Origin of the sequence: Paenibacillus xylanilyticus (assembly GCF_013359935.1) — a bacterium.
GTDB classification, from domain to species: Bacteria; Bacillota; Bacilli; order Paenibacillales; family Paenibacillaceae; genus Paenibacillus; species Paenibacillus xylanilyticus.
Genome location: NZ_JABMCB010000177.1, coordinates 213,986 through 238,328, shown reverse-complemented (window position 1 = coordinate 238,328; position 24,343 = coordinate 213,986). Strand labels below are relative to the sequence as shown.

The 24,343-nt window shown below is 47.7% G+C and carries 21 protein-coding genes; 15 read left to right on the top strand and 6 right to left on the bottom strand.

The window, feature by feature from the left end:
• Positions 1 to 42: 42 nt before the first annotated feature.
• Positions 43 to 552: a shikimate kinase gene (locus tag HP552_RS12145; protein WP_246310846.1), complete on the top strand. Its 510-nt coding sequence runs from the start codon at positions 43 to 45 to the stop codon at positions 550 to 552.
• Between the two features lie 223 nt (positions 553 to 775).
• Here HP552_RS12145 and HP552_RS12140 read toward each other — a convergent pair whose 3' ends face one another.
• Positions 776 to 1,081, bottom strand: coding sequence for a rhodanese-like domain-containing protein (locus HP552_RS12140; protein ID WP_175395719.1), 306 nt, complete (start codon positions 1,079 to 1,081; stop codon positions 776 to 778).
• A 146-nt stretch (positions 1,082 to 1,227) separates the two neighbouring features.
• Between HP552_RS12140 and aroA the strand changes: the two genes are divergently transcribed.
• The 4 genes from aroA to ptsP all read left to right on the top strand — a co-directional run bounded on the left by aroA (position 1,228) and on the right by ptsP (position 6,865).
• Positions 1,228 to 2,523: a 3-phosphoshikimate 1-carboxyvinyltransferase gene (gene aroA / locus HP552_RS12135; protein WP_175395718.1), complete on the top strand. Its 1,296-nt coding sequence runs from the start codon at positions 1,228 to 1,230 to the stop codon at positions 2,521 to 2,523.
• Between the two features lie 36 nt (positions 2,524 to 2,559).
• Complete coding sequence (locus tag HP552_RS12130) at positions 2,560 to 2,994, top strand: CoA-binding protein (protein WP_175395717.1); 435 nt, start codon at positions 2,560 to 2,562, stop codon at positions 2,992 to 2,994.
• A 233-nt stretch (positions 2,995 to 3,227) separates the two neighbouring features.
• Positions 3,228 to 5,108, top strand: a complete 1,881-nt coding sequence (locus tag HP552_RS12125; protein ID WP_175395716.1) for a glucose PTS transporter subunit IIA — start codon at positions 3,228 to 3,230, stop codon at positions 5,106 to 5,108.
• Entirely contained in the window at positions 5,105 to 6,865 is a 1,761-nt protein-coding gene (gene ptsP / locus HP552_RS12120; RefSeq protein WP_175395715.1) for a phosphoenolpyruvate--protein phosphotransferase, read from the top strand. Before HP552_RS12125 ends, ptsP begins: the two co-directional genes overlap by 4 nt.
• 119 nt (positions 6,866 to 6,984) lie before the next feature.
• Here ptsP and HP552_RS12115 read toward each other — a convergent pair whose 3' ends face one another.
• A complete protein-coding gene (locus HP552_RS12115; RefSeq protein ID WP_175395714.1) occupies positions 6,985 to 7,515 on the bottom strand; it encodes a type 1 glutamine amidotransferase domain-containing protein in 531 nt (176 codons plus the stop codon).
• Positions 7,516 to 7,753: 238 nt separating this feature from the next.
• Here HP552_RS12115 and HP552_RS12110 point away from each other — a divergent pair, with 238 nt between their 5' ends.
• From HP552_RS12110 to HP552_RS12095, 4 genes are all read left to right on the top strand, one after another.
• Complete coding sequence (locus HP552_RS12110; protein ID WP_175395713.1) at positions 7,754 to 8,197, top strand: hypothetical protein; 444 nt, start codon at positions 7,754 to 7,756, stop codon at positions 8,195 to 8,197.
• 122 nt (positions 8,198 to 8,319) lie between these two features.
• Entirely contained in the window at positions 8,320 to 8,667 is a 348-nt protein-coding gene (gene ytxJ, locus HP552_RS12105; RefSeq protein WP_175395712.1) for a bacillithiol system redox-active protein YtxJ, read from the top strand.
• Between the two features lie 92 nt (positions 8,668 to 8,759).
• The gene (ccpA, locus tag HP552_RS12100) at positions 8,760 to 9,767 is read left to right on the top strand and encodes a catabolite control protein A (protein WP_095290204.1); all 1,008 of its coding nucleotides are present in this window, start codon (positions 8,760 to 8,762) and stop codon (positions 9,765 to 9,767) included.
• Positions 9,768 to 9,908: 141 nt separating this feature from the next.
• On the top strand, positions 9,909 to 10,604 hold the full coding sequence (locus tag HP552_RS12095; RefSeq protein ID WP_175395711.1) for a 5'-methylthioadenosine/adenosylhomocysteine nucleosidase: 696 nt from the start codon (positions 9,909 to 9,911) through the stop codon (positions 10,602 to 10,604).
• Positions 10,605 to 10,781: 177 nt separating this feature from the next.
• Here the strand turns inward: HP552_RS12095 and HP552_RS12090 are convergent, their stop codons facing one another.
• Positions 10,782 to 11,414, bottom strand: coding sequence for a GNAT family N-acetyltransferase (locus HP552_RS12090; RefSeq protein ID WP_175395710.1), 633 nt, complete (start codon positions 11,412 to 11,414; stop codon positions 10,782 to 10,784).
• A gap of 270 nt (positions 11,415 to 11,684) precedes the next feature.
• On the opposite strand from HP552_RS12090, the gene acsA reads away from it, so the two are divergent.
• Positions 11,685 to 13,409: an acetate--CoA ligase gene (gene acsA / locus HP552_RS12085; protein WP_175395709.1), complete on the top strand. Its 1,725-nt coding sequence runs from the start codon at positions 11,685 to 11,687 to the stop codon at positions 13,407 to 13,409.
• 143 nt (positions 13,410 to 13,552) lie between these two features.
• On the opposite strand, the gene HP552_RS12080 is transcribed toward acsA, so the two are convergent.
• On the bottom strand, positions 13,553 to 16,672 hold the full coding sequence (locus tag HP552_RS12080) for a penicillin-binding protein 1A (RefSeq protein ID WP_175395708.1): 3,120 nt from the start codon (positions 16,670 to 16,672) through the stop codon (positions 13,553 to 13,555).
• 219 nt (positions 16,673 to 16,891) lie between these two features.
• On the bottom strand, positions 16,892 to 17,491 hold the full coding sequence (gene rpsD, locus HP552_RS12075; protein ID WP_175395707.1) for a 30S ribosomal protein S4: 600 nt from the start codon (positions 17,489 to 17,491) through the stop codon (positions 16,892 to 16,894).
• A gap of 467 nt (positions 17,492 to 17,958) precedes the next feature.
• Between rpsD and HP552_RS12070 the strand changes: the two genes are divergently transcribed.
• The 5 genes from HP552_RS12070 (at position 17,959) to HP552_RS12050 (ending at position 23,015) form a co-directional block, all read left to right on the top strand.
• Positions 17,959 to 19,938 (top strand): sensor domain-containing diguanylate cyclase, encoded by a 1,980-nt coding sequence (locus HP552_RS12070; RefSeq protein WP_175395706.1) that lies wholly within the window; start codon positions 17,959 to 17,961, stop codon positions 19,936 to 19,938.
• A gap of 127 nt (positions 19,939 to 20,065) precedes the next feature.
• On the top strand, positions 20,066 to 20,935 hold the full coding sequence (locus HP552_RS12065; protein ID WP_175395705.1) for a hypothetical protein: 870 nt from the start codon (positions 20,066 to 20,068) through the stop codon (positions 20,933 to 20,935).
• A gap of 106 nt (positions 20,936 to 21,041) precedes the next feature.
• Positions 21,042 to 22,157 carry an aminopeptidase gene (locus tag HP552_RS12060; protein ID WP_175395704.1) on the top strand — a complete coding sequence of 372 codons (1,116 nt, stop codon included), beginning with the start codon at positions 21,042 to 21,044 and terminating at the stop codon, positions 22,155 to 22,157.
• Positions 22,158 to 22,253: 96 nt separating this feature from the next.
• Entirely contained in the window at positions 22,254 to 22,499 is a 246-nt protein-coding gene (locus tag HP552_RS12055; protein ID WP_175395703.1) for an HPr family phosphocarrier protein, read from the top strand.
• Between the two features lie 222 nt (positions 22,500 to 22,721).
• The gene (locus HP552_RS12050) at positions 22,722 to 23,015 is read left to right on the top strand and encodes an Fpa/YlaN family protein (RefSeq protein WP_095290224.1); all 294 of its coding nucleotides are present in this window, start codon (positions 22,722 to 22,724) and stop codon (positions 23,013 to 23,015) included.
• Positions 23,016 to 23,193: 178 nt separating this feature from the next.
• On the opposite strand, the gene cax is transcribed toward HP552_RS12050, so the two are convergent.
• Positions 23,194 to 24,264, bottom strand: coding sequence for a calcium/proton exchanger (gene cax / locus HP552_RS12045; RefSeq protein WP_175395702.1), 1,071 nt, complete (start codon positions 24,262 to 24,264; stop codon positions 23,194 to 23,196).
• Between the last annotated feature and the right edge of the window lie 79 nt (positions 24,265 to 24,343).

Sequence of the window (24,343 nt, the reverse complement as noted above, 5' to 3'; positions counted from 1 at the left end):
AAAAGTGCTCATGAAATGCTTGAAATAAAGGAGTGTACACCCTTGAGCAAGTCTAACAATATTATTCTCATAGGCATGATGGGAACCGGCAAATCAACGGTCGCCGACATGCTTGCACGCGAGCTGGGTTACCGCCTGATCGATGTGGATGCCGCGGTGGAGAAAGAGGAAGGCTGTACGATTCCGGAATTGTTCACAGGCAAGGGAGAGTCGTATTTCCGCGATGCCGAGAGCCGAATGTTATGTTCCGTATTAGAAAAAAAGGCACAGGTCATCGCGACCGGAGGCGGCGTGGTGCTTCGCTCTGATAATTGTGACGTGATGTCCAAGAACGGCTGGGTTGTCGCACTGACCGCTGATCCCGCAGTGATCGTACAGCGTGTGAGCGGCAGCGATAATCGTCCCCTTCTGGCTGGCAATGCGGAGGAACGGATCCAGACCATTATGGAAGAACGGAAGGACGCATACCGGTTTGCACATTACACAGTGGATACAACGGAGTTATCCGCAGCTGAAGTGACTCGTTTAATTTTAGCGCATTACCGCGTCTAAGCTTGTATCCACTGCATTTTGGTGTTTGAACATCATGGATGGAATCAGCCGAGAGCAGCTTGGTGAAGTGAACAGCGAAGGGTTTGACGTAGGGAAATAACAAAACGGGCCATATGGCCCGTTTGAGACTGAATGTGGAGGAGAGGGGTCCAGATAGACCTTTCTGAAACTGCTGGTTGCAGTCCAATGATGTCTGTGCGTTTTGGTCCTACTCCAGAAGGATTTAGTCTTCCTGCTGCCATTGCAGCATGCCGCCAACCATGTTGGTGCAGCCATCATAACCGAGCTGCTGCAAATACTCAGCGGCACGCTCACTGCGGTAACCGCTGCGGCAGATCAGTATGATCTCACCGGACTTCTCGATTTCCGACAATCTGTCCGGAATCTGTCCGAGCGGGATATGCTTGGCTCCTTCAATCATGCCTTGCGCGACCTCTTCATCCTCACGGACGTCTATCATCTGTAGCTTCTCTCCTGCCTGTAAACGGCGGCGAAGCTCGGATGTTTCAATTTCTGCAATTTGAGTCATATTCAGGTCCTCTTTTCTGTATGGACTTAACGCCTATAATGATACCCAAGCAGTGTGGGCAATGTCAATTTGGTGAATTGGCTCCGTGCCGTATTTAATCGTTTTACCTAGCAGCTTAATCTGACCAATGAAGGAGAATTTCACCCATGGACGTAATCGTTAAACCAACCCCTACCCTGAACGGGGAATTTGGAGCCCTGTCTTCCAAAAACTATACTACCCGTTACCTGCTCGCCGCAGCACTGGCAGAAGGTACAAGCACCATCCATTTCCCGGCTCACAGCGAAGACAGTGATGCGATGCGTAGATGTATCCGTGATCTGGGAGCTGTGCTCGAAGAAGATGATAGCAAAATCGTCATTCAAGGCTTCGGCAGCCATCCGCGTGACGTGCGCGAGTTGAATGTAGGCAACGCTGGTGCAGTGCTCCGGTTCCTGATGGGAGTAACTGCCCTCTGTCCTGAAGTTACCTTTGTGAATACTTATCCGGATTCCTTGGGCAAACGTCCACATGACGACCTGATTGATGCCCTTGGACAGCTCGGTGTTGAAGTGCAGCATGAGCAAGGGCGCCTGCCAATTACGATTAAGGGCGGAAATGCCAAGGGCGGACATATCCGTGTGTCCGGTTCGGTCAGTTCCCAGTATCTGAGTGCATTGCTTTTTGTCACTCCTCTTCTCGCGGAAGACAGCACGATTGAAGTGCTGAATGATCTTAAGTCCAAAGTGGTTATTGGTCAGACGCTCGAAGTACTTGAACAGGCAGGGATCGTCATTCATGCGAGCGATGACTACATGTCTTTCCGCGTACCTGGTGGGCAGGCTTATCAACCGCAAACGTATACCGTTCAGGGAGACTATCCTGGTTCGGCTGCGGTACTGGCTGCAGCAGCTGTTACACAATCGGATGTGAAAATTCTGCGTTTGATGGAGCAGAGCAAACAGGGAGAGCGTGCCATTGTTGACGTTCTGCGCATGATGGAAGTTCCGCTGACCCACGAAAACGATGTGGTACATGTGCAGGGTAACGGTCGGTTGAAAGCCATCGAATTTGACGGAGATGCGGCAACGGACGCGGTTTTGGCGATGGTAGCCGCAGCTGTATTTGCGGAAGGCACCTCACGGTTCTATAATGTAGAGAACCTGCGTTACAAGGAATGTGACCGAATTACGGATTATTTGAACGAGCTGCGGAAGGCGGGAGCTAACGTAGAAGAGCGTCAGGCCGAGATTATCGTTCACGGTCGCCCGGAAGGCGTGGAAGGCGGCGTTGAGATTAATGCTCACTTCGATCATCGCGTCATCATGGCGTTGACGGTGGTTGGCCTTCGTTCCAAGGAGCCGCTTCGTATTCGGGATGCACACCATGTAGCCAAGTCGTATCCGCAATATTTCGATCACTTGCAGGCGCTTGGCGCCTCGGTTCAATGGGTAAAAGAGTAAAATAACACGTTAAGCAGAAAAGGATGGTGCTTGGACATGGAATTTAACAACCCTACTCGTGAAGAAATTGGGCAAATTTTACGCAAGGCAGGCAACATCGCAGTCGTCGGCTTATCGGACAAATCGGATCGTACTTCCTATATGGTAGCGGAAGCCATGCAGAGCAGAGGCTATCGGATCATTCCGGTTAACCCGCAAGCACAGGGTGAAATCCTTGGCGAGAAAGTATATGCAACCCTGGCGGATATCCCCGAGCCGGTAGATATTGTTAACGTATTCCGTCGGAGTGAATATACCCCGGAAGTGGCACGTGAAGCGGCAGCAATCAAAGCGAATGTATTGTGGCTCCAGCTTGGTATTCACAATGATGAGGCGGTACAGATTGCGGCTGAGAATGGAATGACTGCGGTAACGAATCGCTGCATCAAGGTGGAGGATTCCATCGTTCTGCGCGGTGCTGGACGCGGTTAAGCGTTATAAGATATAAGCATGATCCCGTTAACTTCAAGTTAACGGGATTTTCCTGTTGTAGAGGTGGCAGAAACTCCTCAAGTTTGGTTGCATTTTGTCGTCAGGCCGCATGCTGCAGTGGTCTTTGGGCTGTACGCTTGAAGAGTCAAAATCAAATTTCCGGCAGCTTACTGTTTTGCTTTGACAAAACGTTTCGTAAAGCTTACCATCTAGGATAGAAAGGAGAGGTCGCCATGAATTGGCTCGGATCCTTGCAGCAGCTCGGACGAGCGGTAATGCTGCCTACAATGGTCCTGCCTGCCGCCGCAATTTTGCTGAGTGTTGGCAGTTTGCCCTGGGACGCCTGGGGATTGAAAGTTGTTGGTGAAGTGTCTACCGTGGCCGGACACGGTATTTTTTATTTTTTGCCGTATTTGTTTGCTGTCGGTGTAGCACTGGGACTCTCCAACCAGGCCGGACAAGCGGGACTCGCTGCACTAGCCGGTATTGTTATATATGATCAGGTGACTCGCCATTTCGGGGATGGAACCATTCAGCCCGCTTCTTTAATTGGAATTATTCTCGGCGCTCTGGCCGGGGTGACACATAATCGGTTCAAAAGCATCAAGCTGCCTGAAATTTTGCAGTTTTTTGGCGGCTCCAGGTTTGTTTTGCTTATCGTCGGGCTCTGTTCGGCGCTGTTCTCCTGTTTCATGCTGTGGGTCGCTCCCATATTACAGCATGGATTGAACGCGATTGCTGCTTGGGAATACAGTCTCGGCGGTTTTGGTTTGTTCATTTACGGGGTTCTGTACAGAGTGCTGGTCGCCTTTGGACTTCATCACTTGCTTAACAATGTGTTCTGGTTTCAACTGGGGACGTTTGAAACGCCAGACGGGAACATTGTGCAGGGAGATTTGCCGCGCTTTTTTGCAGGCGATCCAACAGCAGGTTATTTTATGGCAGGCTTATTTCCGATCATGATGTTTGCCATACCGGCGATTGCCTTCGCCATTATTCAGGAGGCAAGGGAAGATCTGAAACCGAAGATCAAAAAGACGTTTCTCACGTCCGCACTGGTTTGTTTTCTGACGGGCGTTTCCGAGCAGATTGAGTTTGCCTTTTTGTTTGCGGCACCTTATCTGTTCATTGTACATGCTGTCATGTCGGGACTTGCGATGTGGATCGGTTACTGGCTCGATATCCGGCACGGCTTCTCGTATTCCGCGGGCATTATCGATTACATACTCAACTTCCATCTATCAGAGAATGCTTGGAAGCTCATTCCGATTGGCATACTATATGGGCTGGTCTATTATTTCCTGTTCCGCTGGGCAATCCGTACGTTCAAGATTCCAACGCCAGGACGTGAGGAAGGCTCCATGCTGGAGGACTGGGTAGGCAATATTCCATATCAGGCTCCGCTGATCCTGGAAGCATTGGGTGGTAAGGAAAACATCGTACAGGTAGAGGCCTGCATTACACGGCTTCGTCTGACGGTGCACAATGACCGTCTCATCGATACGGGCGCTATGAAGAATATGGGGTCTGCCGGGCTGATCAAGCTTGGTGGAGGTAACGTCCAGGTTGTATTTGGCACGTATTCGGAACTGATTCGGGAAGAGATCGCCAAACTGCTTGAGAGAGATCTGCCGCAGGTGCTGTTCTGTGCACCGGTTCAAGGCAAAATGCTGCCGATCGAAGAGGTGCCCGACCAGATTTTTGCTGCGAAGCTTGTCGGGGATGGGGTAGCCTTTGTTCCGGAAAAAGGAGAGCTGGTATCGCCTGTATACGGGACGATCATGCACCTTTATCCAACAATGCACGCTTTGGGCATTTCAACCCGGGAAGGACTTGAGGTGCTGCTGCATATCGGGATCGATACCTCGCAGCTGAAAGGCCATTTTGAAGCCTTCGTTCAGGAGGGGGACACCGTGGAGCCAGGACAGCTGTTAATCAAGTTTGATCTGGCCGTACTGCGGGCGGAGGCAGCGTCGCTGACTACACCAATGGTGATTACGAACCCGGATCGTGTCAAATCATGGAGCTTTGCTCCATTTAAGCAAGTCAAGAAAGGTCAGGCATCCGTCATGTCCGTGGTGCTCTATGACAGGAACGTTGGAGGGGTAGAATGAAGATACAAGGCATCAACGGCGCTGCAGGCATAGCCATCGGCAAAGCATTTGTCCTGCCCAGTTGGGAATGGGATCTGCCGGATCAAAAGATGGATTCGGTGGATCTTGCCCAGGAGTTCGAACGGTTGTATGAGGGAATACGGACATCGAAGGATGAGATCGAATTTATCAAGAATGAGTTCAAGGAAGTCGTCGGACCGGAAGAGTCCAGCATCTTTGATGCGCATCTGGCGATTCTGGAAGATCCCGTGTTTATGAACGAAATTCGCGGCATTATTGAACGGCAGTACAAAGCGGCAGAAGTGGCAGTAAAAGAAGCCATAGACCATTTTGTGACCATGTTTGATTTGCTGGATGATGAATATATGAAAGAACGGGCTATCGACATCAAGGATGTGGGTAACCGACTGCTGAAGCATCTGCTGGGAGCCCCGGAGATTACGCTCCCTTCGGATACGCAGCCTTATATCCTTGTAGCCAAGGAATTGTCCCCATCACAGCTGGCGCACCTAAATCCCACTCATGTACTGGGTATCGTGACCCTGATCGGTGGCAAAACGTCACACTCGGCGATTATGGCCCGTGCGCTTGGCATCCCCCTCGTTTCCGGTCTGGAAGCGAGTGTTGGCATGCCAGTGGAGACGGGAGATATGCTGGTGGTGGATGGTGATAACGGATTGGTATTTACGGAACCGGATCGCAAGACGATTGAACGATACACGATGATTCGCAGCAAGCAGCTGAAGAAAAAGGAACAGCTTCAGGTGCTCGCTACAGTGGATGCGATCACCAAGGATGGCGCTGTCTTGCAATTGGCTTCCAACATCAGCTCTGTCAAGGAGCTGGATCTGGCTCTAAAACACGGGGCAAAAGGGGTAGGTCTGTTCCGTACAGAATTTTTGTACATGGACCGTGCCACCTTCCCGGGTGAGCAGGAGCAGTACGAGGTGTATCGCCTTGTGGCAGAGAAAACGGCAGGTCAATCCGTGGTTATTCGTACATTGGATATTGGCGGTGACAAACAGCTCGATTATTTTGAACTGCCTGAAGAGGATAATCCATTTTTGGGCTATCGGGCGATTCGCATTAGTCTGGACCGCAGGGATCTGTTCAAGACCCAGCTCACAGCGATTCTTCGGGCCAGTGCAGCGGGGAATGTCAAGATCATGTATCCCATGATCTCTTCCGTGGAAGAACTCAGACAGGCCAATGAGATTCTGCGTGAAGCCATGTCCGATCTGGATGAGCGCCAATTAGCTTATGATCCACATATTCAGGTGGGAATTATGATCGAAGTGCCGGCAGCCGTAATGATTGCCGACCTGCTTGCCGAGGAAGCGGACTTCTTCAGTATTGGTACCAATGATCTTGTACAGTATGTACTGGCTGTAGACCGGATGAATGAACAGATTGCTCATATGTATCACCCCTATCATCCGGCTGTCCTGCGTATGCTGCGTGCAACGGTAGACGCGGCTCATACGGCGGGAATTGAGGTCAGCGTGTGCGGGGAGATGGCAGGGGACGAACGTTCCGTTCCACTCTGGCTGGAGCTGGGCATTCGTAATCTGAGCATGTCGCCGCAATCTTTGCTGCGTGTGAAGCACAGAGTACTGAACACATCAGCGGCGGCGGCGAAAGAGGCGGCACGGGATTGCTTTGCCCTGAGAACAAGCGCGGATATTGAGCAGCGATTGCAGGTTTATAATGACTCGACAGGAAATCCGGATGAGCAGAGCGGGTCCAATGCTTCCTGAAGAAATGAATGTATAAAAATACCTCTAAATTAATATATTTACTTTTATTCCATTTCTTATAGAGGTAAACAAATAAAGCCTTTCGCGATGAGCGAAGGGCTTTATTTGTTTTAAAGGTATTATTTTTCCGCAAGAGCATCACAGAATGCTTTGCCATAGGGAGGAAGATCCGGTGGACGACGAGCCGAAATAATATGTCCATCGACAACAACCGCTTCATCTTTCCAGATCGCTCCGGCATTCTCCATGTCATCTCGAATACCCGGTGTGGAAGTTACGGTGACACCATCCAGAATTTTGGCGGATATCAGTACCCAGCCCGCGTGACAGATCTGTCCGATCGGCTTGCGGTCTGCATTCATTTCCTTAACCAGTTCAAGGACTTTGGGATAACGGCGGAGCTTATCGGGTGCCCACCCGCCTGGTACAAGAATACCATCATATTGTGAACTGTCCAGTTCATCAAAGCTGTATTCCGCCTCAGCGGGAACACCGTATTTTCCGATGTAGGTTTTGCCTTTTTTCTCTCCGGCCAGATGTACCTCTGCGCCTTCTTCACGAACTCGATGTACCGGGTACCACAGCTCCAGATCTTCAAATTCTTCATCGACCAGGGCGATGACTTTTTTTCCTGTTAATCTCACAACCATCTCTCCTTTTGCGGTGATTAGGATGTCGCAGCTTTTATTGTAACAGATTCTGTGCAGCACTTCATGATTGTGCATGTTCTCTTTGCGGAAATCGGTTACATATGAATGTATGCCTATATTCGACAACCTGCATTTGGGGAGAGTGGTAATTTGTACAACCTCTGGTTTGTAGCAGGATTTAAGCGGAAAAAGGTCGAATGGTAACGTATACGAGTAAAGAACGAATGAGGTGATGACTGTGCGCAAATCATGCAGATGCGGACATGTGATGGAATTGGAATTAAGAACGGTGGTTTATGCCAAGAAAGTGGAAATTCGGAATGTGCCTGTTTTCGCATGTACGGATTGTGTTTCCTACGAAGTACTTCAGCCGGTCAAGCCGGATTTGAAAGCATGCATTAGTAAGCTGGGTGAACAACCCGTGAAACAGGATGTATCTTTTGGCAAGCAGAATGAACTTGCAGATCTCCTTCATGAACAATTGCTGGCCTGGCCAGATGCAACAGATCGAGAGATGGAACATCATATGCAGCAAGCTGTGAGCGAACGCATTAATTTGCTGCTTGATATTATGGGATACGCTCAGAAGTCAGGCGACGAAGAGTGGATGGAAACAACGGAACGCAGACTGAGCCAATTATCCGGTTTTGTCTGGCAGGCACATTTTTCGAATGCTGTCTAATTTTGACGTGTAAAATGCTTGTTTTCATGAAAATTGGCTTTTTCGTGCGCTTTTTGTTAAGATATCGTAGAGTGAAAACGCTCAACATAGCGGTATTCCTGATAAAGGGGGATGTATATCAAATGGCTGACATGACTAAAATGACAAGTATTGAACAGCTAAACTCCGCAGTGGAGGCTACCGAAGACCAACCCTTGCTTCTGTTTAAGCATAGTACACGCTGCCCGATCAGCTCTAATGCTTATCAGGAGATGAATGATTATTTGCAAAATAATCCTAATGAAAATGTAAAGTATGGCATCATTTATGTTGTGGAAGATCGTCCTGTGTCCAATGAAGCAGCGGACAAGCTGGGAGTTAAGCACGAATCTCCGCAAGCGATTCTAGTCAAAAAAGGAATTCCTGTATGGCATACTTCCCATTCGGATATTACTTCGTCTACACTCACGAATGTTTTAAGTGAGTCCTAAAGCCTATTTTAATTGATTAATGCAAAAATTTGTCGTAATATAAATCTTAATGAAAATGGTATGAAAATTTACTGGTAATGGAGAGAAGTACTGTGACGGTAACCATTTATGATGTGGCACGTGAAGCTGGTGTGTCCATGGCCACGGTATCACGGGTTGTTAATAATAACCCCAATGTCAAGCCACAAACGCGCAAAAAAGTATATGAAGCCATCGAGCGGTTGGGATATCGTCCGAATGCGGTAGCCAGAGGTTTGGCGAGCAAGAAGACGACAACGGTTGGGGTTGTTATTCCGGATATTTCAAACTCGACTTTTGCAGAGATTGCCCGCGGGATCGAGGATATTGCGAATATGTATCACTACAACATTATTTTGTGTAACGCGGACAAGAAAAAGGAAAAAGAGATTCGTGTCATTAATACCCTGTTGGAAAAACAGGTAGATGGCCTGCTTTTCATGGGTGGAACGGTGACGGATGAACATATCCAGGCGTTCCAGTCAGCAGCGGTACCGATCGTACTCTGCGCAACAAGTGATGAGAAGGGAACTTATCCTTCCGTTGACATCGATCATGAAGCAGCGGCATTCGATGCGGTGAATACCCTGATTCGTCATGGTCACAAGGAAATTGCTATGATCAGTGGTACACTGCAGGATCCTGCGAACGGTTATGCACGTTTCCAAGGTTACAAAAAAGCGCTTGAAGCCGCAGGAATGGAATACCAGGAGGATCTGGTACGGATCGGTAACTATCGCTACGAGTCCGGTGTGGAAGCGATGAAATATTTCCTCGGACTGAAGAAAAGACCATCTGCGATCTTCGCGGCAACGGACGAAATGGCCATTGGTGCCATTCACTCCATTCAGGATGAAGGCTTGAAGGTTCCTGACGATTTCTCCATCATTAGTGTGGATAACATTCGTATGGCTTCCATGGTCCGTCCGCAGCTGACAACGGTGGCACAGCCGATGTATGACCTTGGCGCAGTAGCCATGCGTTTGCTCACCAAGTTGATGAAGAAGGAAAATGTGGAGAACCCACGGGTTATTTTGCCGCATGAAACCATTCTTCGTCTGTCTGTAAGCCATGCAGGCTAATTAAAAGCAATAAGGAAAGGGAGAAGAGATTCTCTCTACATAGTGGATATACGGAAGCTCCGGAGACGGAGCTTTTGTGCTTCATGAATGGATAAACCGGGTGAGATGCATGGGTCCGGCAGTAAACTGGAGGTATCGAAGATGAGCGAAACGATTGGTATTATTGGAGCAATGGATGAAGAAGTGGAACTTTTGCTGGCCGGCATGAAGCAATTGGAGACGGTGAAGCAAACCGGCATCACTTATGTGGCAGGCGAATGGCTGGGTAAGCAAATTGTGGTCTGCAAATCGGGAGTCGGCAAAGTGAATGCAGCGGTAACAACGCAAATTTTGATCGATCGTTTTCAGGTTGATCGGATTATTTTCACTGGTGTCGCAGGTGCGGTGAATCCGGAACTGAATATCGGAGATATCGTGATCTCTTCCGTGTGTGTTCAGCATGACATGGACGTGACCCCGCTTGGATTCGAACGAGGAGTAATCCCGTATCAGGAAACCTCTGCATTCCCGGCAGAACCTGCACTGATTGCTCTGGCGGAAGAAGCATGTAAAGCGCAGGGAGCTAACTACCTGATTGGCAAGGTATTGTCCGGGGATCAGTTTATTGCAAATAAAGAGACCGTAGACATGCTGTATACCGAAATGGATGGGGCATGTGCCGAGATGGAAGGAGCAGCTGTGGCGCAGGTAAGTTTCATGAACCGTGTTCCTTTTGTTGTGCTGCGTGGCATGTCAGATAAAGCGGATGGTTCGGCTGATGTGAATTTTGCTGAATTCACCGTACAGTCTTCACAGCGTTCCCACCGAATTGTGGAACACATGCTTGAGAACATGTAATCTGTATCCCATTTCACTAGACTCAAGAACGAGAACGATACAAGCCAAATAAACAAACCGCCTATCGTGGGCAGATTCCAACTTGCAACATGGAACTGCCGTAGAGAAGCGGTTTTTTCAATGTATTTCAGCATTTTACATCATTCGAATTCATCGTTCCCGAATGATGCTCATGTATTAATACATAAAGCGATGACGAAACCGTACACGGTCGAATTGTTCTTCCGACGATAGAGGTACTTTACTTCCGATGCGCACCATTAGACAGTTTGCCGGATGGGAGCAGATTTCGGGATCATCCGTAGCGTACCAGGTCATGTCCACGGTCTGCATCAAGCGTTCCATCATTTTGCGGTAATCCCATACCGAGAGACCGCTGCCTTTCAAATCCCAATGCCAATAATATTCTGTGGTGAAAACGATATATTTCTCCATTTGACCATTCTCAAATGCAGTGAGCAGCATCTCGCGTCCGATACCAAGTGAACGGTATTCGTCCGCCACTTCAATAGCGCCGAGCTCAATGAGATCCATCATGTTACCTTCGGACCAACGCTCACATTCATCAGCGTAGTGGAAGGTGACATATCCAATTATAGTCTCATTTTCGCGCGCGATGATGATTCTTCCTTCAGGTAATGCTGCGATCTCTACCAGTGCCTCCTGCTGCTCAGAAGGGCGACGAAAGGCATCCAGATCGGGATGAATAGCAAGCTCGGTAAGTGCCTCGGGAGGCACGGGTCCCTCTACAGTAATTCGGTGGCCGGACTTGAAGATGGAACGCATATGATACTCCTTGATATGCTCCATGGTTCATGCTCCTCTCTCCCCCTACTTATAGCAAAAAACCAAAAAATTGAAAAGCCATAGACGATGATTGTGAAGATTTGCTATAATTGCTTAGACAAAAAACGTTCACAATTCAAGCAGGTTTAAGTTCATCGGTTTGGCCAGGCAGGTACATGGTGAGAATTTCTCTCTATTAATGTAAGCGCTAACTGGAAGTTCAGTCAACACCAAGGCAATGAGAAGCAACCCATAACGGGAATCGAAATGTCGAGTTGAAGGAGGCTGGCAAGCATGAGTCAAGCACATGGTGAGATGCTGCAAACGGTTGTGTCTGAATCTAACCTGGGCGATTACACAGAGGCCCGAAGCCGGTTTGATTGGGAATCGGTGGAGAGGCACTTTACGTGGCACGCCAGCGGAAAAGTCAACATGGCGCATGAAGCGATTGATCGTCATGTACTGGAGGGAAGAGGCGGAAGGACGGCACTGTTATACAGTGATGCTTCGCGCGAAGAAGCGTATACCTTCGCTGATCTGAGTGAGCAATCGAGCCGTTTCGGGAATGTCCTCCGCAAATATGGCATTGCCAAGGGAGACCGCGTATTTATTTTTATGCCAAGAAGTCCTGAGCTGTATTTTAGTCTGCTGGGCGTATTGAAAGCAGGGGCTATTGTAGGCCCCCTGTTTGAAGCTTTTATGGAGACGGCAGTGAAGGATCGACTGGAAGACAGCGGGGCTGTAGCACTCGTCACAACGCCGGAACTCCTCGGACGTATTAAACGTGCGGAACTGCCGGAACTGAAGCATATTTTTGTGGTGGGTGGAGGTCCGCAAACGGAAGAGGGACTCATTGATTTTGATGCAGAGATGTCTGCAGCCTCGGATGAAATGGAAGTGGAATGGCTGAATCGTGAGGATGGTCTGATCATTCACTATACATCAGGCTCTACTGGCAAACCCAAGGGTGTCTATCACGTCCAGAATGCAATGATTCAGCATTACTATACAGGCAAGGTTGTTCTTGATTTACGGGAGAATGACGTGTACTGGTGTACCGCTGACCCCGGGTGGGTAACAGGTACATCATACGGAATCTTCGCCCCGTGGCTGAATGGCGTGACCAATGTTATCCGTGGTGGACGATTCAGCCCGCAAGACTGGTACAGTACGATTGAAAAAAATAAAGTCAGCGTCTGGTATAGCGCACCGACCGCTTTTCGTATGCTGATGGGCGCAGGGGATGAGACCATTGCTCAGCATGATCTGAGCAGTCTTCGGCATGTCATGTCGGTTGGGGAACCGCTCAATCCGGAAGTGGTTCGTTGGGGCTGGAAAGCCTACGGTCAGCGCATCCATGACACTTGGTGGATGACTGAGACCGGGGCACAGCTGATTTGTAACTATCCGGAGATGCCCATTAAGCCAGGCTCGATGGGACGGCCGCTGCCGGGGATTGAAGCTGCGATTATTGATGACCGGGGGCAGGAGCTTCCTCCATACAGCATGGGTAACCTGGCTATACGAACGCCATGGCCATCGATGATGGCGAAGATCTGGAACAACCCGGCCAAATATGAAGAATACTTCAGGCTTTCGGGGTGGTATGTATCTGGAGACTCGGCTTATATGGATGAAGAAGGATATTTCTGGTTCCAGGGCCGGATTGATGATGTGATCAACTCTTCGGGTGAACGTATTGGTCCATTTGAAGTGGAGAGCAAGCTCGTAGAGCACCCTGCTGTAGCCGAGGCGGGAGTTATTGGCAAGCCGGATGTAACACGCGGAGAGATCATCAAAGCCTTTGTAGCACTGCGTGAAGGCTATGAAGCCACACCTGAGTTGAAGGAAGAGATCTATCGTTTTGTAAAAGAGGGCTTGTCAGCCCATGCTGCACCTCGTGAGATTGAGTTTAAGGATAAACTGCCCAAGACCCGTTCCGGCAAAATTATGCGGCGTGTGTTGAAAGCGTGGGAGCTGGATTTACCGACAGGGGATCTGTCCACAATTGAAGACTAACAGCCGAATATGTGCAGGCTGCATATGAAATAAAGAGCCTGATTCGCGTAAGATGCGGATCAGGCTTTTTTTGCTATGCGAAGAAAAACCCCGATCCTCTTTGGTGAGGATCGGGGTTTAACGGGGTAGTGCAAAGCCAATTCCTATGGTTGATATGGAACAGCAACGGAAGGCTCGGATTCTCCTACACTGTTGATGGCGGATACTTTGAACCATCCGGTCGTGGAGGCAGGAACACCGTAATCCATTGAAGTGCCAGAGGTCGTTCCGATCTTCGTGTATGGGGCAGAGCCTGTTTCACTGTAATACACGGCATAACTCTGCACACCTTCAGTTTCCGGATTGGAGGCCCATTGAATGCGCAGTCCTTGAGAGAGAGCTGCAACGCTTACCTGGCCTGGTGTACCAGGAACCGTCGTTGCGGCGCTGTCATCCTGGTTATCTTCCGGGTCAACCACGGTTCCGGGAACAGTGATTGGTTCCTTAGTCTCCTCATCCGGGAGTGGATCTGCCATTCCTCCACTGCTTACCGAAGCACTAGGAGCAGATTCTTTGCCAGCCACATCCACAGCAGTGACATAGAAGGAGAAGTTTCCGCCTTGGGCGTATGCTGTAAATGATCTGGATTCACCTGTCAGGACAACTTGCCCCTGATTCTGGAATCCGCCACCATTTACGGAGCGATACAAGCGATATCCAACGACATCATTTTCAGGTGTTGTGTTAAACGTAATTACAGCTTTGCCATTGGCAACGGATATCCTCACATTGCCTGGTGCATCTGGTGCCTTGCCATTGTCTGATCGTGGATCGATCTGTGTTGGCATGTCTGAATCTGCATCCTCTGGCAGGTAATAGGCAAGAGACTCGTGCCGGCTCATCCGTGAGAATGCGCTTTGCAATTCCTTGATGAGATCGGAGATCGGTTTCTTCCGTTTGATGACCGTCTTTTCTTTCAGCATGTCTGCAGGTGTTTCATCACGCGGGATGTAGTTTACACCATTGTAGGTAATGTATTTTGCTTTTGCGACACCATCATCACTATCTTTCGGAACAAATTTGCTGTTGAAAATATCTGTAACAAATTTGTCAGTCAGTGATGTTGGCAATTTGCCGCTATAAGCCGATACCGTGCGTGTCTCAATCCCGGACGGCTTCTTGAATGAATCTGTAACGAACAGTTCCTTATCTGTTGCAACGACTTCATTCAAAATTTGAGACCAGAGCTGCTGCGCACGTTTGCGCTGAGATTTCGTTTCCAACGTGTTTACAGGCTGTTTGTACCCGACCCACACACCAAGCGTGACATCAGGCGTATAGCCTTCAAACCAGACATCCGCATAGTTTTGCGTTGAACCGGTTTTTCCTACGATAGGTGCACTTTTGGTGTACTTATACGTTTCACGAACCTTATCAGCAGTACCTTCGGTGATTACGGTTCTTAACATATCCGTCATCAGGTACGCCGTTTGTTCGGAGAAAGCCTGAACAGGTTCTACTTCATGCTTATAAACGATATTTCCTTTGGAATCCACAATTTTACTAATCATATAAGAGTCATTATAAACCCCGTTGTTTGCAATAGCTCCGTAAGCGTTCGTAAGTTCTTCCACGGTTACGCCGTACTGGAGTCCCCCGAGAACACCGGTCTGTGCCTGGTAGTCCTGCTGCTGAATGGTTGTTATGCCAAGCTTCTTGGAAAATGCCCAGGCTTTTTCGATCCCGACTTCTTCATTAAAGAGTTTCAGCGCAGGAACGTTCAGAGAGTAGTTGAGTGCTCTGCGGGCGGTTACAAGTCCCTGGTAACGATTGTTCGCATTCTTCGGAATATGGAACCCGTTTGAGCCTCCATCCTTAAGAATGATCGGTGAATCATCAATAATGGACGCGGGTTGAACGAGTCCTTCTTCCAGAGCTGGCAGATATGCAGCAATAGGTTTCATGGTTGAACCAGGCTGACGGATCATTTGGGTCGCATAGTTCATCTGTTCATCCTGGAAATTGCGACCTTCGATCATGCCTAGAATGGCTCCGGTTTTGTGATCGATCATTATGGCTGCGGTCTGTTCTTTACCTTTTTTGGGATCATCCGCTGCGAAATTGCTGTCATCTTCGGCGATGGTACGCATCGTTTTGTACACACTCTTGTTAATCGTGGTGTATATACGGTATCCGCCTGTACGCAATTGCTGCTGGGCTTCTTCCAACAAAGCGCCGCTTTCCTTTTGAGTTGCTTCCTCACTGGAATCTGCGCCTTCAGAAGATCCTGAGTCGGCAGCAGCATCCGAATTCAGCTGTTTCATCAAAATTTGTGCAGCCTGGCGTTCGGTTTCCATCATAAGATATGGATAAGTATTGTAAGCCTTGACGGTTTTCGGTGCCAGTGAACTCTTGATGTCAAAAGCAAGTGCCTCGTCATACTCGGTTTGATTAATTTTGCCAAGTTCAAGCATACGACGTAATACCAGCTGCTGGCGATTAATTGCACGCTCAAAATTCTCCTCTACAAAGTCGCCTTTTCCGTTAAAGGCAGAATAAGAAGAGGGGAGCTGAGGCAATCCGGCGAGATAGGCAGCCTGTGCCGTGTTAATTTTCTCGAGATCGTTAATATTAAACAATCCTTTGGCAGCTGCCTTGATTCCATATACATTGTATCCGCTGGAACCATTACCAAATGGGACCTTGTTCAGATAGGCGGTCATGATCTCGTTTTTGGTCAGAAATCGCTCGAGCCGCAGAGACAGCAATATTTCCTTTACTTTGCGGTCTTCGGTACGATCCAGATTCAAGAACACGCGCCGTGCCAATTGTTGAGTCAGTGTGCTTCCGCCCGTTTGTACAGATTCTTTCAGCACTTTCTGTTTCACGGCCCGGAGCGTTCCGCTCATATCCACACCTTTATGTTCGTAAAAATGATTGTCTTCAATCGATATGACAGCATCAATAACTTTCTGCGGTATCTGGTCAAAAGTGACCGGACGCCTGTCTTCTTCCGTACGTAATTGACCGATCGGACTACCGTCGGCAAAGTAAGCAAAGCCTGTGATGGAGTTTTCGCTGACTTTTTGCTCAATCAGGGCCCTGGAGCGGACGGGCTCGTCTTTCACAATGGAACTGACGTATCCCATCAGAGCACCGCCAACAAATAGCGCCCCCATGAATCCGAGGACAACCATCCATTTGACGACACTGCCCAGTCTGCGGGCGAAGCTGCGCTTGCGGGCAGGCTGTTCATCGGGCTTTTTCTTATTAACATCAACCATTCAGTGTCTTCCTCCTTTTAACAGCACTTATTATAGCATAAAAAGGCGGGTTTGCATGCCTGAGAAATACAAGCAATGGTCGAAAATTGCCATTATTTTATGGAATATGAAATTTTTCATGCTTACTAAATCCTGTATGTAGAAAGTGAGCACAAAAAAAGCTGCCGAGAAGATCTCGGACAGCTTTTTGGAGTGAAGCTTTTAATGAAGTTCCAACGATTAACGGTTGTAGAACTCGACGATTTGTTTTTCGTCGATGTCTTGGGACAACTCCGAACGCTCAGGCAGACGGATGTATTTACCTTCTACAGCAGTGTCGTTGAATTCCAGGTATGCTGGAAGATGCGAACGGTTTTCCAAAGCTTCCTTAACGGAAGAAAGACCGCGGCTTCTTTCACGCAAGCTGATTACATCGCCAGTGCTTACTTGGTAAGAAGCAATGTCGACTTTTTTGCCGTTTACAGTCACGTGACCGTGGGATACCAACTGACGTGCTCCTGCACGGGAGTTAGCAAAACCAAGACGGTAAACGAGGTTATCAAGGCGGCACTCAAGCAAGAACATGAAGTTTTCACCCGCGATACCTTGCATTTTTTGCGCTCTAGCAAACAGAGTGCGGAATTGTTTTTCGCCCAAACCGTACATGTGGCGAAGTTTTTGTTTTTCTTGCAACTGCATACCGTAGTTGCTCATTTTTCTCCGTTGGTTAGCTCCATGCTGACCTGGAGGGAAAGGACGTTTCAATTCTTTGCCTGTACCGCTCAGGGAAATGCCGAGACGACGGCTCAATTTAAATTTAGGACCAGTGTAACGTGCCATGTTTAAAGTAGCTCCTTTTTAGTTAAAGTTCATATAGGGCTCTGTTTGCGCTCCAATTTGTTGATGCGGGCAAGGGCTCGCATACGTCAATCAGGAAAGTTCAGCCGCTGTCCTGAAAGCAACAAAAAGAATGAGGGTGACACAACCGGTAATGCCCAAATTTAAAGACCCATTAGTAGTCTTCATCAACAATTTATATTACAGTTTAAGAGAGACAAAGTCAAGAGTAGGATAAATGCAAAAAAAACGTCTAAATTTGTCGATAGGTCATTAGGCCCAAAAAAATGGGACGATTTTCTGAAATATGGATGCAAAAAAGCTTTGAAGAGAGTAAAATAGAATGTATCTTAACTTTAAATGATCATGTACATTAAGGTTATCGTAAGGTTTTTGCAGGTTTGCGATAACGTATGCAGATTAATGCATCCCATAAATGGATGCAAAAACGGTGCAAAGGAGCGCCTGACATGTTAGAACATCTAGGAAGTTTACCGGCTAGCTTGAATTCGCCAAGTTCGGGCGATTCCGCATCTTCTGCAGCTCGGCACAAAGAGCATGCGTTCTGGATGCAACAAATGGATATTACACCTTTTGATTTCTCATATTTGGGAAACTTGCTGCAGCAAGCCTACACTGATTGGCAAGCCCAGCATGATTCGGACTTGGACAAGTCATCTAGAATATACAGCGTTTGGAATACGGAAGGCATTTGTATGGGGTTCGCAAATGAGTTCGAGAATGGGTCTATACCAAGGGAAACGGTGATGGCGTGTCTTGAAACTGGAAAGGCACAATCTGTGCGAGGTTCTGATCAACATGGCGAGTTTCATTTTATGGCCGAACCTTTGTTTTCCAGAATCAACAAGGATATGTTCGCCGTGTTTACAGCTTTAGTTTACGAGCCTAATCGATATGAAACGTCTGAAGTGATTGTTCGATCTGAGGCAGCACATTATCGTACTTGCTTTTACCGAAGATTTGAATACATATTTATGGCGGATCTGTTAAAAGCTCATGAGCAAACGGCGCGTGAAGAGCATCGGAGATCGATTCTGTTTCAGATCGTCCAGCGGATGCATGACAAAATGGATGTGGATGCCATATTGGACGAGGTTTTCGACAGCATTGATTATTTGTATCCGACCACCAGTATGAATCTGTACATGTCCCAGGATCGGAACAGTTCCAATCCAAGGATCAGACCTTTGCTGTTTCATGAGCAGGGGGAAGATATCTGTGTTCGTTCGTTTAAAGATGGCCAAACGATCATAATCCGATCAGATCAGGGAGAGAGTCGTATTGTCGAGGTTGGGCTTCCGCTGAAAGGGAAGCAGGGCATTTATGGTGTATTTCACATTGAGATGAATGAAGAGCTCATGGAAGATCCCGACTTGCAGCTGATTACAATGATGGCTGATACAGCAGGAACCGCTTTTGAGAATGCCAAACTGCACGAGCAATCGAACATGTTGATTCAGGAACTTCGTCTAATCAATGATCTGACACAACGTTTGAATAAAAGTCTGCAGCTGAAAGAGATTTATCAAATCTCCGAGTTGGAGTTAAAGGACATATTTCAGGCTGAATCCTGTTGTATTCTTCAATTGAATGACAGTACGAATCGTTTCGAGGTAATGTCATCAAATGTTGGAGAGATGCGTCATAAGTCTTTTCCACTGGACTATGGTATCACTGGCATGCTGTATCAGACTGAAGAACCTCTCATTCTTTCTAATTATGCGCAGTGTACGAAAGTGTCTTCCGTATTTATGGAGGTTACGAGCTCCATGTCACTAATGGCCTCGCCAATTCGGGTGAATGGTCAAATGAAGGGTACCATTTTGCTTGGGCACCCCAAAGAACATTTTTTCTCATACGATAATTATCGCCTGTTGCAGATGCTTTCCATCCACGTAGGGTTGGCCCTCTCCAATGCGACGCTGCATGCCGAGGTTCGACGCTTGGCCAATTTGGATATGTTGACAGGGCTCTACGTTAGGCATTATCTGGATAGTGTTATACACGAACGACAGACACATGAATTTTGCGGTTCATTAATTGTAGTTGATATCGATCAGTTCAAGCAGGTGAACGATACATTCGGTCATCAAACCGGCGATCAGGTGCTGAAGCAGGTAAGCGATATTGTTACAACTTCTGTTCGTTCCGAGGACGTCTGTGCCAGGTGGGGTGGCGAGGAACTGGCCATTTACATGCCGCAGCTGGGTATCCGCCAGGCAGTGGAATATGCAGAGGTTATTCGCAGACGAGTGGCGGAAGAGACCAGACCGCCCGTGACCGTCTCCAGTGGCATTGCCGAGTGGAATTGGATGGATGACAAGGTTAGTGTAGAGTCATTGTTTTACCGGGCAGATATGGCCCTCTACGAAGCCAAGCACGGTGGACGCAACCGAATTGTGCTGGAAGAACAGGAAGTTACACGCTAAGAGAGAACTATTCCATATTGGAGTCGTTCTCTCTTTTTTTTGCAGCAAAGTTTGGTTCCAGGGAAGTATAAGGGCATACAGGAGGGGCAGGCTATGGAGAACGTTGGACGGAAGGAAGGTATTGCACATGATTACACGGCAGGGTATGCGCACATTATTGTTGCTTCTAGGTGTGGTTATCATTTCCGCACCAGGCTGCGGGCTAATACAGCGTGAGCGAAGTGCTGAAGAAGTATTCTCAATGGCCTTATCGGGGATTGCTGGCAAAGAAAAGCTGGACTTTGTAGGGGAAGCCGGTTTGAGACGTGAGAGCAGCGGCCTATTTGAGAATCAGTTCAAATTCGAAGGGAAGCTGGAAAACCATGACCAGCTGACTTTACAGACAAGACTTCCAGGAGCGGTGACCACAGCGGGCACAGGTTCAGCAGGTGGCATGAGTGCTGCTTCAGCAAACCTTAATGGACGACCAAGCGGGTTCAGCGCTTCTTTTCAACGAAAACATGGACAATGGATGGCATTGACTGCAGAACATGAACCTCTCCGGGGATCCCTGTCCCGCTATAATCCGATTGCACAACTGGAAAATATCGACCGGATGAACAAAACGATAAAATCCGAATACGGTTCCGGTCGAAGAACACGGATTCTTCGGATTGAGCTTGCTCCTGATGATGCAAAGGCCTGGGCAACAACCCAATTAAAAGACGAGATGAACTCAATTAAGGCAGAATATATGCACAAGGCTAGTACATTTAAAGGAACAAGTCAGGCAAAGCTTGAGAAGGATTTGAGCAAAGTATGGCAGCAAGGTGAAACCAGCATGGAACAAATGATGAAACAGGCGAAGGTGCAAACCGTGTATCATCTTACCGTGGATCGCAAAACCAGTTTGCCACTGCGGCTCTCCTCGGAAAGTCAGGTGACCTATAGGGATTCAAGCAACAAAAGCAATAAGGAAGCTCTGGTGATGGATGTTAATTTTAAAACATATGATTAAGAGGTTGGGGTCTGCCTGCTGACGGGATTGCTGTGGCGTGCTACAATAGTATCGTAATTTACCGTTGTTCAATTATAGAATGACAGATGACAGGAGGATTTACGAGATGAAGGACCCACGAATTCAGAAGCTTGCAGCCAATCTGGTTGGCTACTCTGTAGATGTACAGCCTGGCGAGAACGTGCTGGTTGAGATGATTGGATCGGAGCGTGATCTGATCAATGCCATTATTGAAGAAGTAGGAAAAAAAGGCGGCAATGTCTTTGTACAGCTGACGGATAAGACGGTACAGCGTGTGATGCTGAAAAATGCTACAGAAGAGATGATGAAAACCTGGGCAGAGATTGACCTGAACCGAATGAAACAAATGGATTGTTACATTGGTATTCGTGCAGGCGAGAATGTAAACGACCTGTCCGACGTGCCGGAAGAAAAAATGAAAATGTACAATTCACTGTATTCCCATCCGGTACATAGCGAGCAGCGGGTTAAACATACGAAATGGGTTGTACTTCGTTACCCGAATGCCAGTATGGCGCAGCTGGCGAATACCAGTACGGAAGCATTCGAAGATTTCTATTTCGATGTGTGCAACCTGGATTATGCCAAAATGGACAAAGCACAGGATTCCCTGGCAGCCCTGATGAACCGTACGGACAAAGTTCGTATTACAGGACCAGGCACGGATTTGAGTTTCTCCATTAAAGATATCGGTGCAGTGAAGTGTTCTGGTCAAAAAAATATCCCTGATGGTGAGGTTTACAGTGCACCTGTGCGTGACTCAGTAAACGGAACAATCAGTTATAATGCAGCTACCCTTTATAACGGGGTTACGTTTGAAAATATCAAATTCACCTTCAAGGATGGCAAAATTGTTGAAGCGACAAGCAACGATACGGAGCGCTTGAACGAAATTCTGAATTCCGATGACGGTGCACGTCATATTGGTGAATTTGCGATTGGGTTCAATCCGCATATTCTTCATCCGATGAAAGATATCCTGTTTGATGAGAAAATTGCAGGCAGTCTGCACTTTACTCCAGGGCAAGCATATGAAGAAACGGATAATGGAAATCGCTCGTCCATTCACTGGGATCTCGTGCTGATTCAGCGCCCGGACTACGGCGGTGGCGAGATTTATTTCGACGATGTGCTGATTCGCAAAGACGGCATCTTTGTGATTCCGGAACTGGAATGCCTCAATCCGGACCAATTGAAGTAATAGCGGGATTTTGCTGTTGCTAGGAAAGCGGATTCACGGTATCATGTAGTGGTAATTAATAGATGATACCAAATGTGAAAAGACGGAGGGATTCCTATGTCGAGTAATAACGCGGCTGTAGTGGAAATTGCTCAAACAGCAGGCAAGTTTACTTCTTCAATCGTGCTTCATTCGGAGAACAAGTATATTGACGTCAAAAGTATTCTCGGGTTGTTTACCACGCTGATCAGCACACACAGCTATGAACTGCACGTTCATGGACCAGATGCTGACGAAGCCAAAACAGCCATGTCCGAAGTATTTGCCAAACACGGACTGAACGTGAGCATCGCGTCCGAGTAATCGTTTCAGGGAGCATCTCCGCCTGTCTTGGCGGGGGTGCTTTTTTGCGTATGAAGATGTACAGGTTCTGTTAGCCCTTGCAAAGGACTTGAAATACACACTGACAGAGCCTCCACTTTGCGTGGTTATTTTGGTCAGGTTCTTGTATTAGCTCCTGATTTCGTCTAATATTAGAGGTAGAACGTCTTTACGCGATTTTTGGGACATAGGGGGGAAAAATGCATGACTTCATCTGATCTGCAGGACCAGCTGAACATGAAAGCGATCAGTCTTCTTCAAGAAGATGCAGATAAAATACAGAAGCTTATTGAAGTACAGATGGAGAATCTGGCTACCCGCTACTGCCCTCTCTATGAGGAAGTATTGGATACACAGATGTATGGGTTCTCCAAGGAAGTCGATTTTGCTGTTCGTGCAGGGCTTCTTCCGGAAGGTGCAGGTAAGCAGCTGGTAAGTGCGCTTGAGCGGAATCTGGCAATTCTATATGAAGCTTTGAACAAAAAGAATGAGCAATAGCCTGCTATAGCGCGGGTCAGAATAGAAGGCATGCAGGAGTTTTGCATGCTTTTTTTGTGTGTTTGAACGCGGGAAGGGATTGAGCCTTAAAGTTTAAGATGAAAAAAACAGTCCGGAATGAAATTCCGGGCTGCTTTTGGTTGATGAATTTTTTGTTTGGTTCTGCAAGGTTCCAGCGTTACACCAAGAAGAAGGAAACCCCCAAAATAATGTACACCACCAGCAGGAGCAATCCCTCATACCAGTTCGTTGAACCATCCTGGGTAATCGATTTGGCGATAAACACGGATACCCCAATGGCGACCAGCTCAATGGTTGTAAAGACGATATCCATGGTTCTGCCTGTAAAATAACTTACAAAAATCAGCACGGGTGCAACAAAGAGTGCGATTTGCAAGCTGCTGCCGACTGCAATCTCCACCGCAGCGCCGATTTTGTTTTTCATCGCAAGCATGATGGCTGCACTGTGTTCAGCGGCATTACCGATGATGGCAACCAAAAATGCACCGACGAACAGTTCGCTCAGACCAAACTCTTCGGTAAACACCTCAAGCGTACCCACGAGCCATTCACTGACAAAGGCCACCATGACCGTTGCCACGACCAGATATAGAATCGATTTTTTCTTGGACCATGCCGGTGCATGTTCGTGCGGCAGCTCTTCATCTTCATCCACAGTGACATCTGCGAGATAATTCTTATGGGTGACCATGGAGAACAGCAGCCAAGCGATGTAGGCAAGGATCAGCAAGCCTGCGACAATCAGGCTAAGCGTGTCGGTATCCTTTTGTGTAATGGAATGGGTATTGAGAAAGACAGCCGGGATAAACAGGGCAATAATCGCCACAATCATCAGAGAGCCGTTTAAACCTGCAAGCGATACGTTGTAATTTTGAATTTTGAACTTGAGACCTCCGGCAAAGATGCTCAGTCCGAGCACCAGCAGCAGGTTCCCGATAATGGAGCCAGTCAAGCTGGCTTTCACCATGTCGAACAATCCTTCTTTTACGAGGAAAATGGCAATGATCAGTTCAGCTGCGTTACCGAACGTTGCATTCAGAAATCCGCCAAGCCGTTGTCCGGCATAGTGCGCAACATTTTCGGTGGCTTTTCCTAAAAAACCGGCCACGAAAATAACCGAAATGGCTGAAATCACAAACTGCAGGATCGGATTCCAATGCAGATAGTGGGCGATGGCGCTGAGAGCAAAGGTGACAATCAGCAAAATGGATGAAATCCGGTTTCTCACAACAAACACCTCGGTTTAATAATTATTTTGTTTTGATGACCATAATAAATCTTTATGAGATTATTTTCATATTTCAATA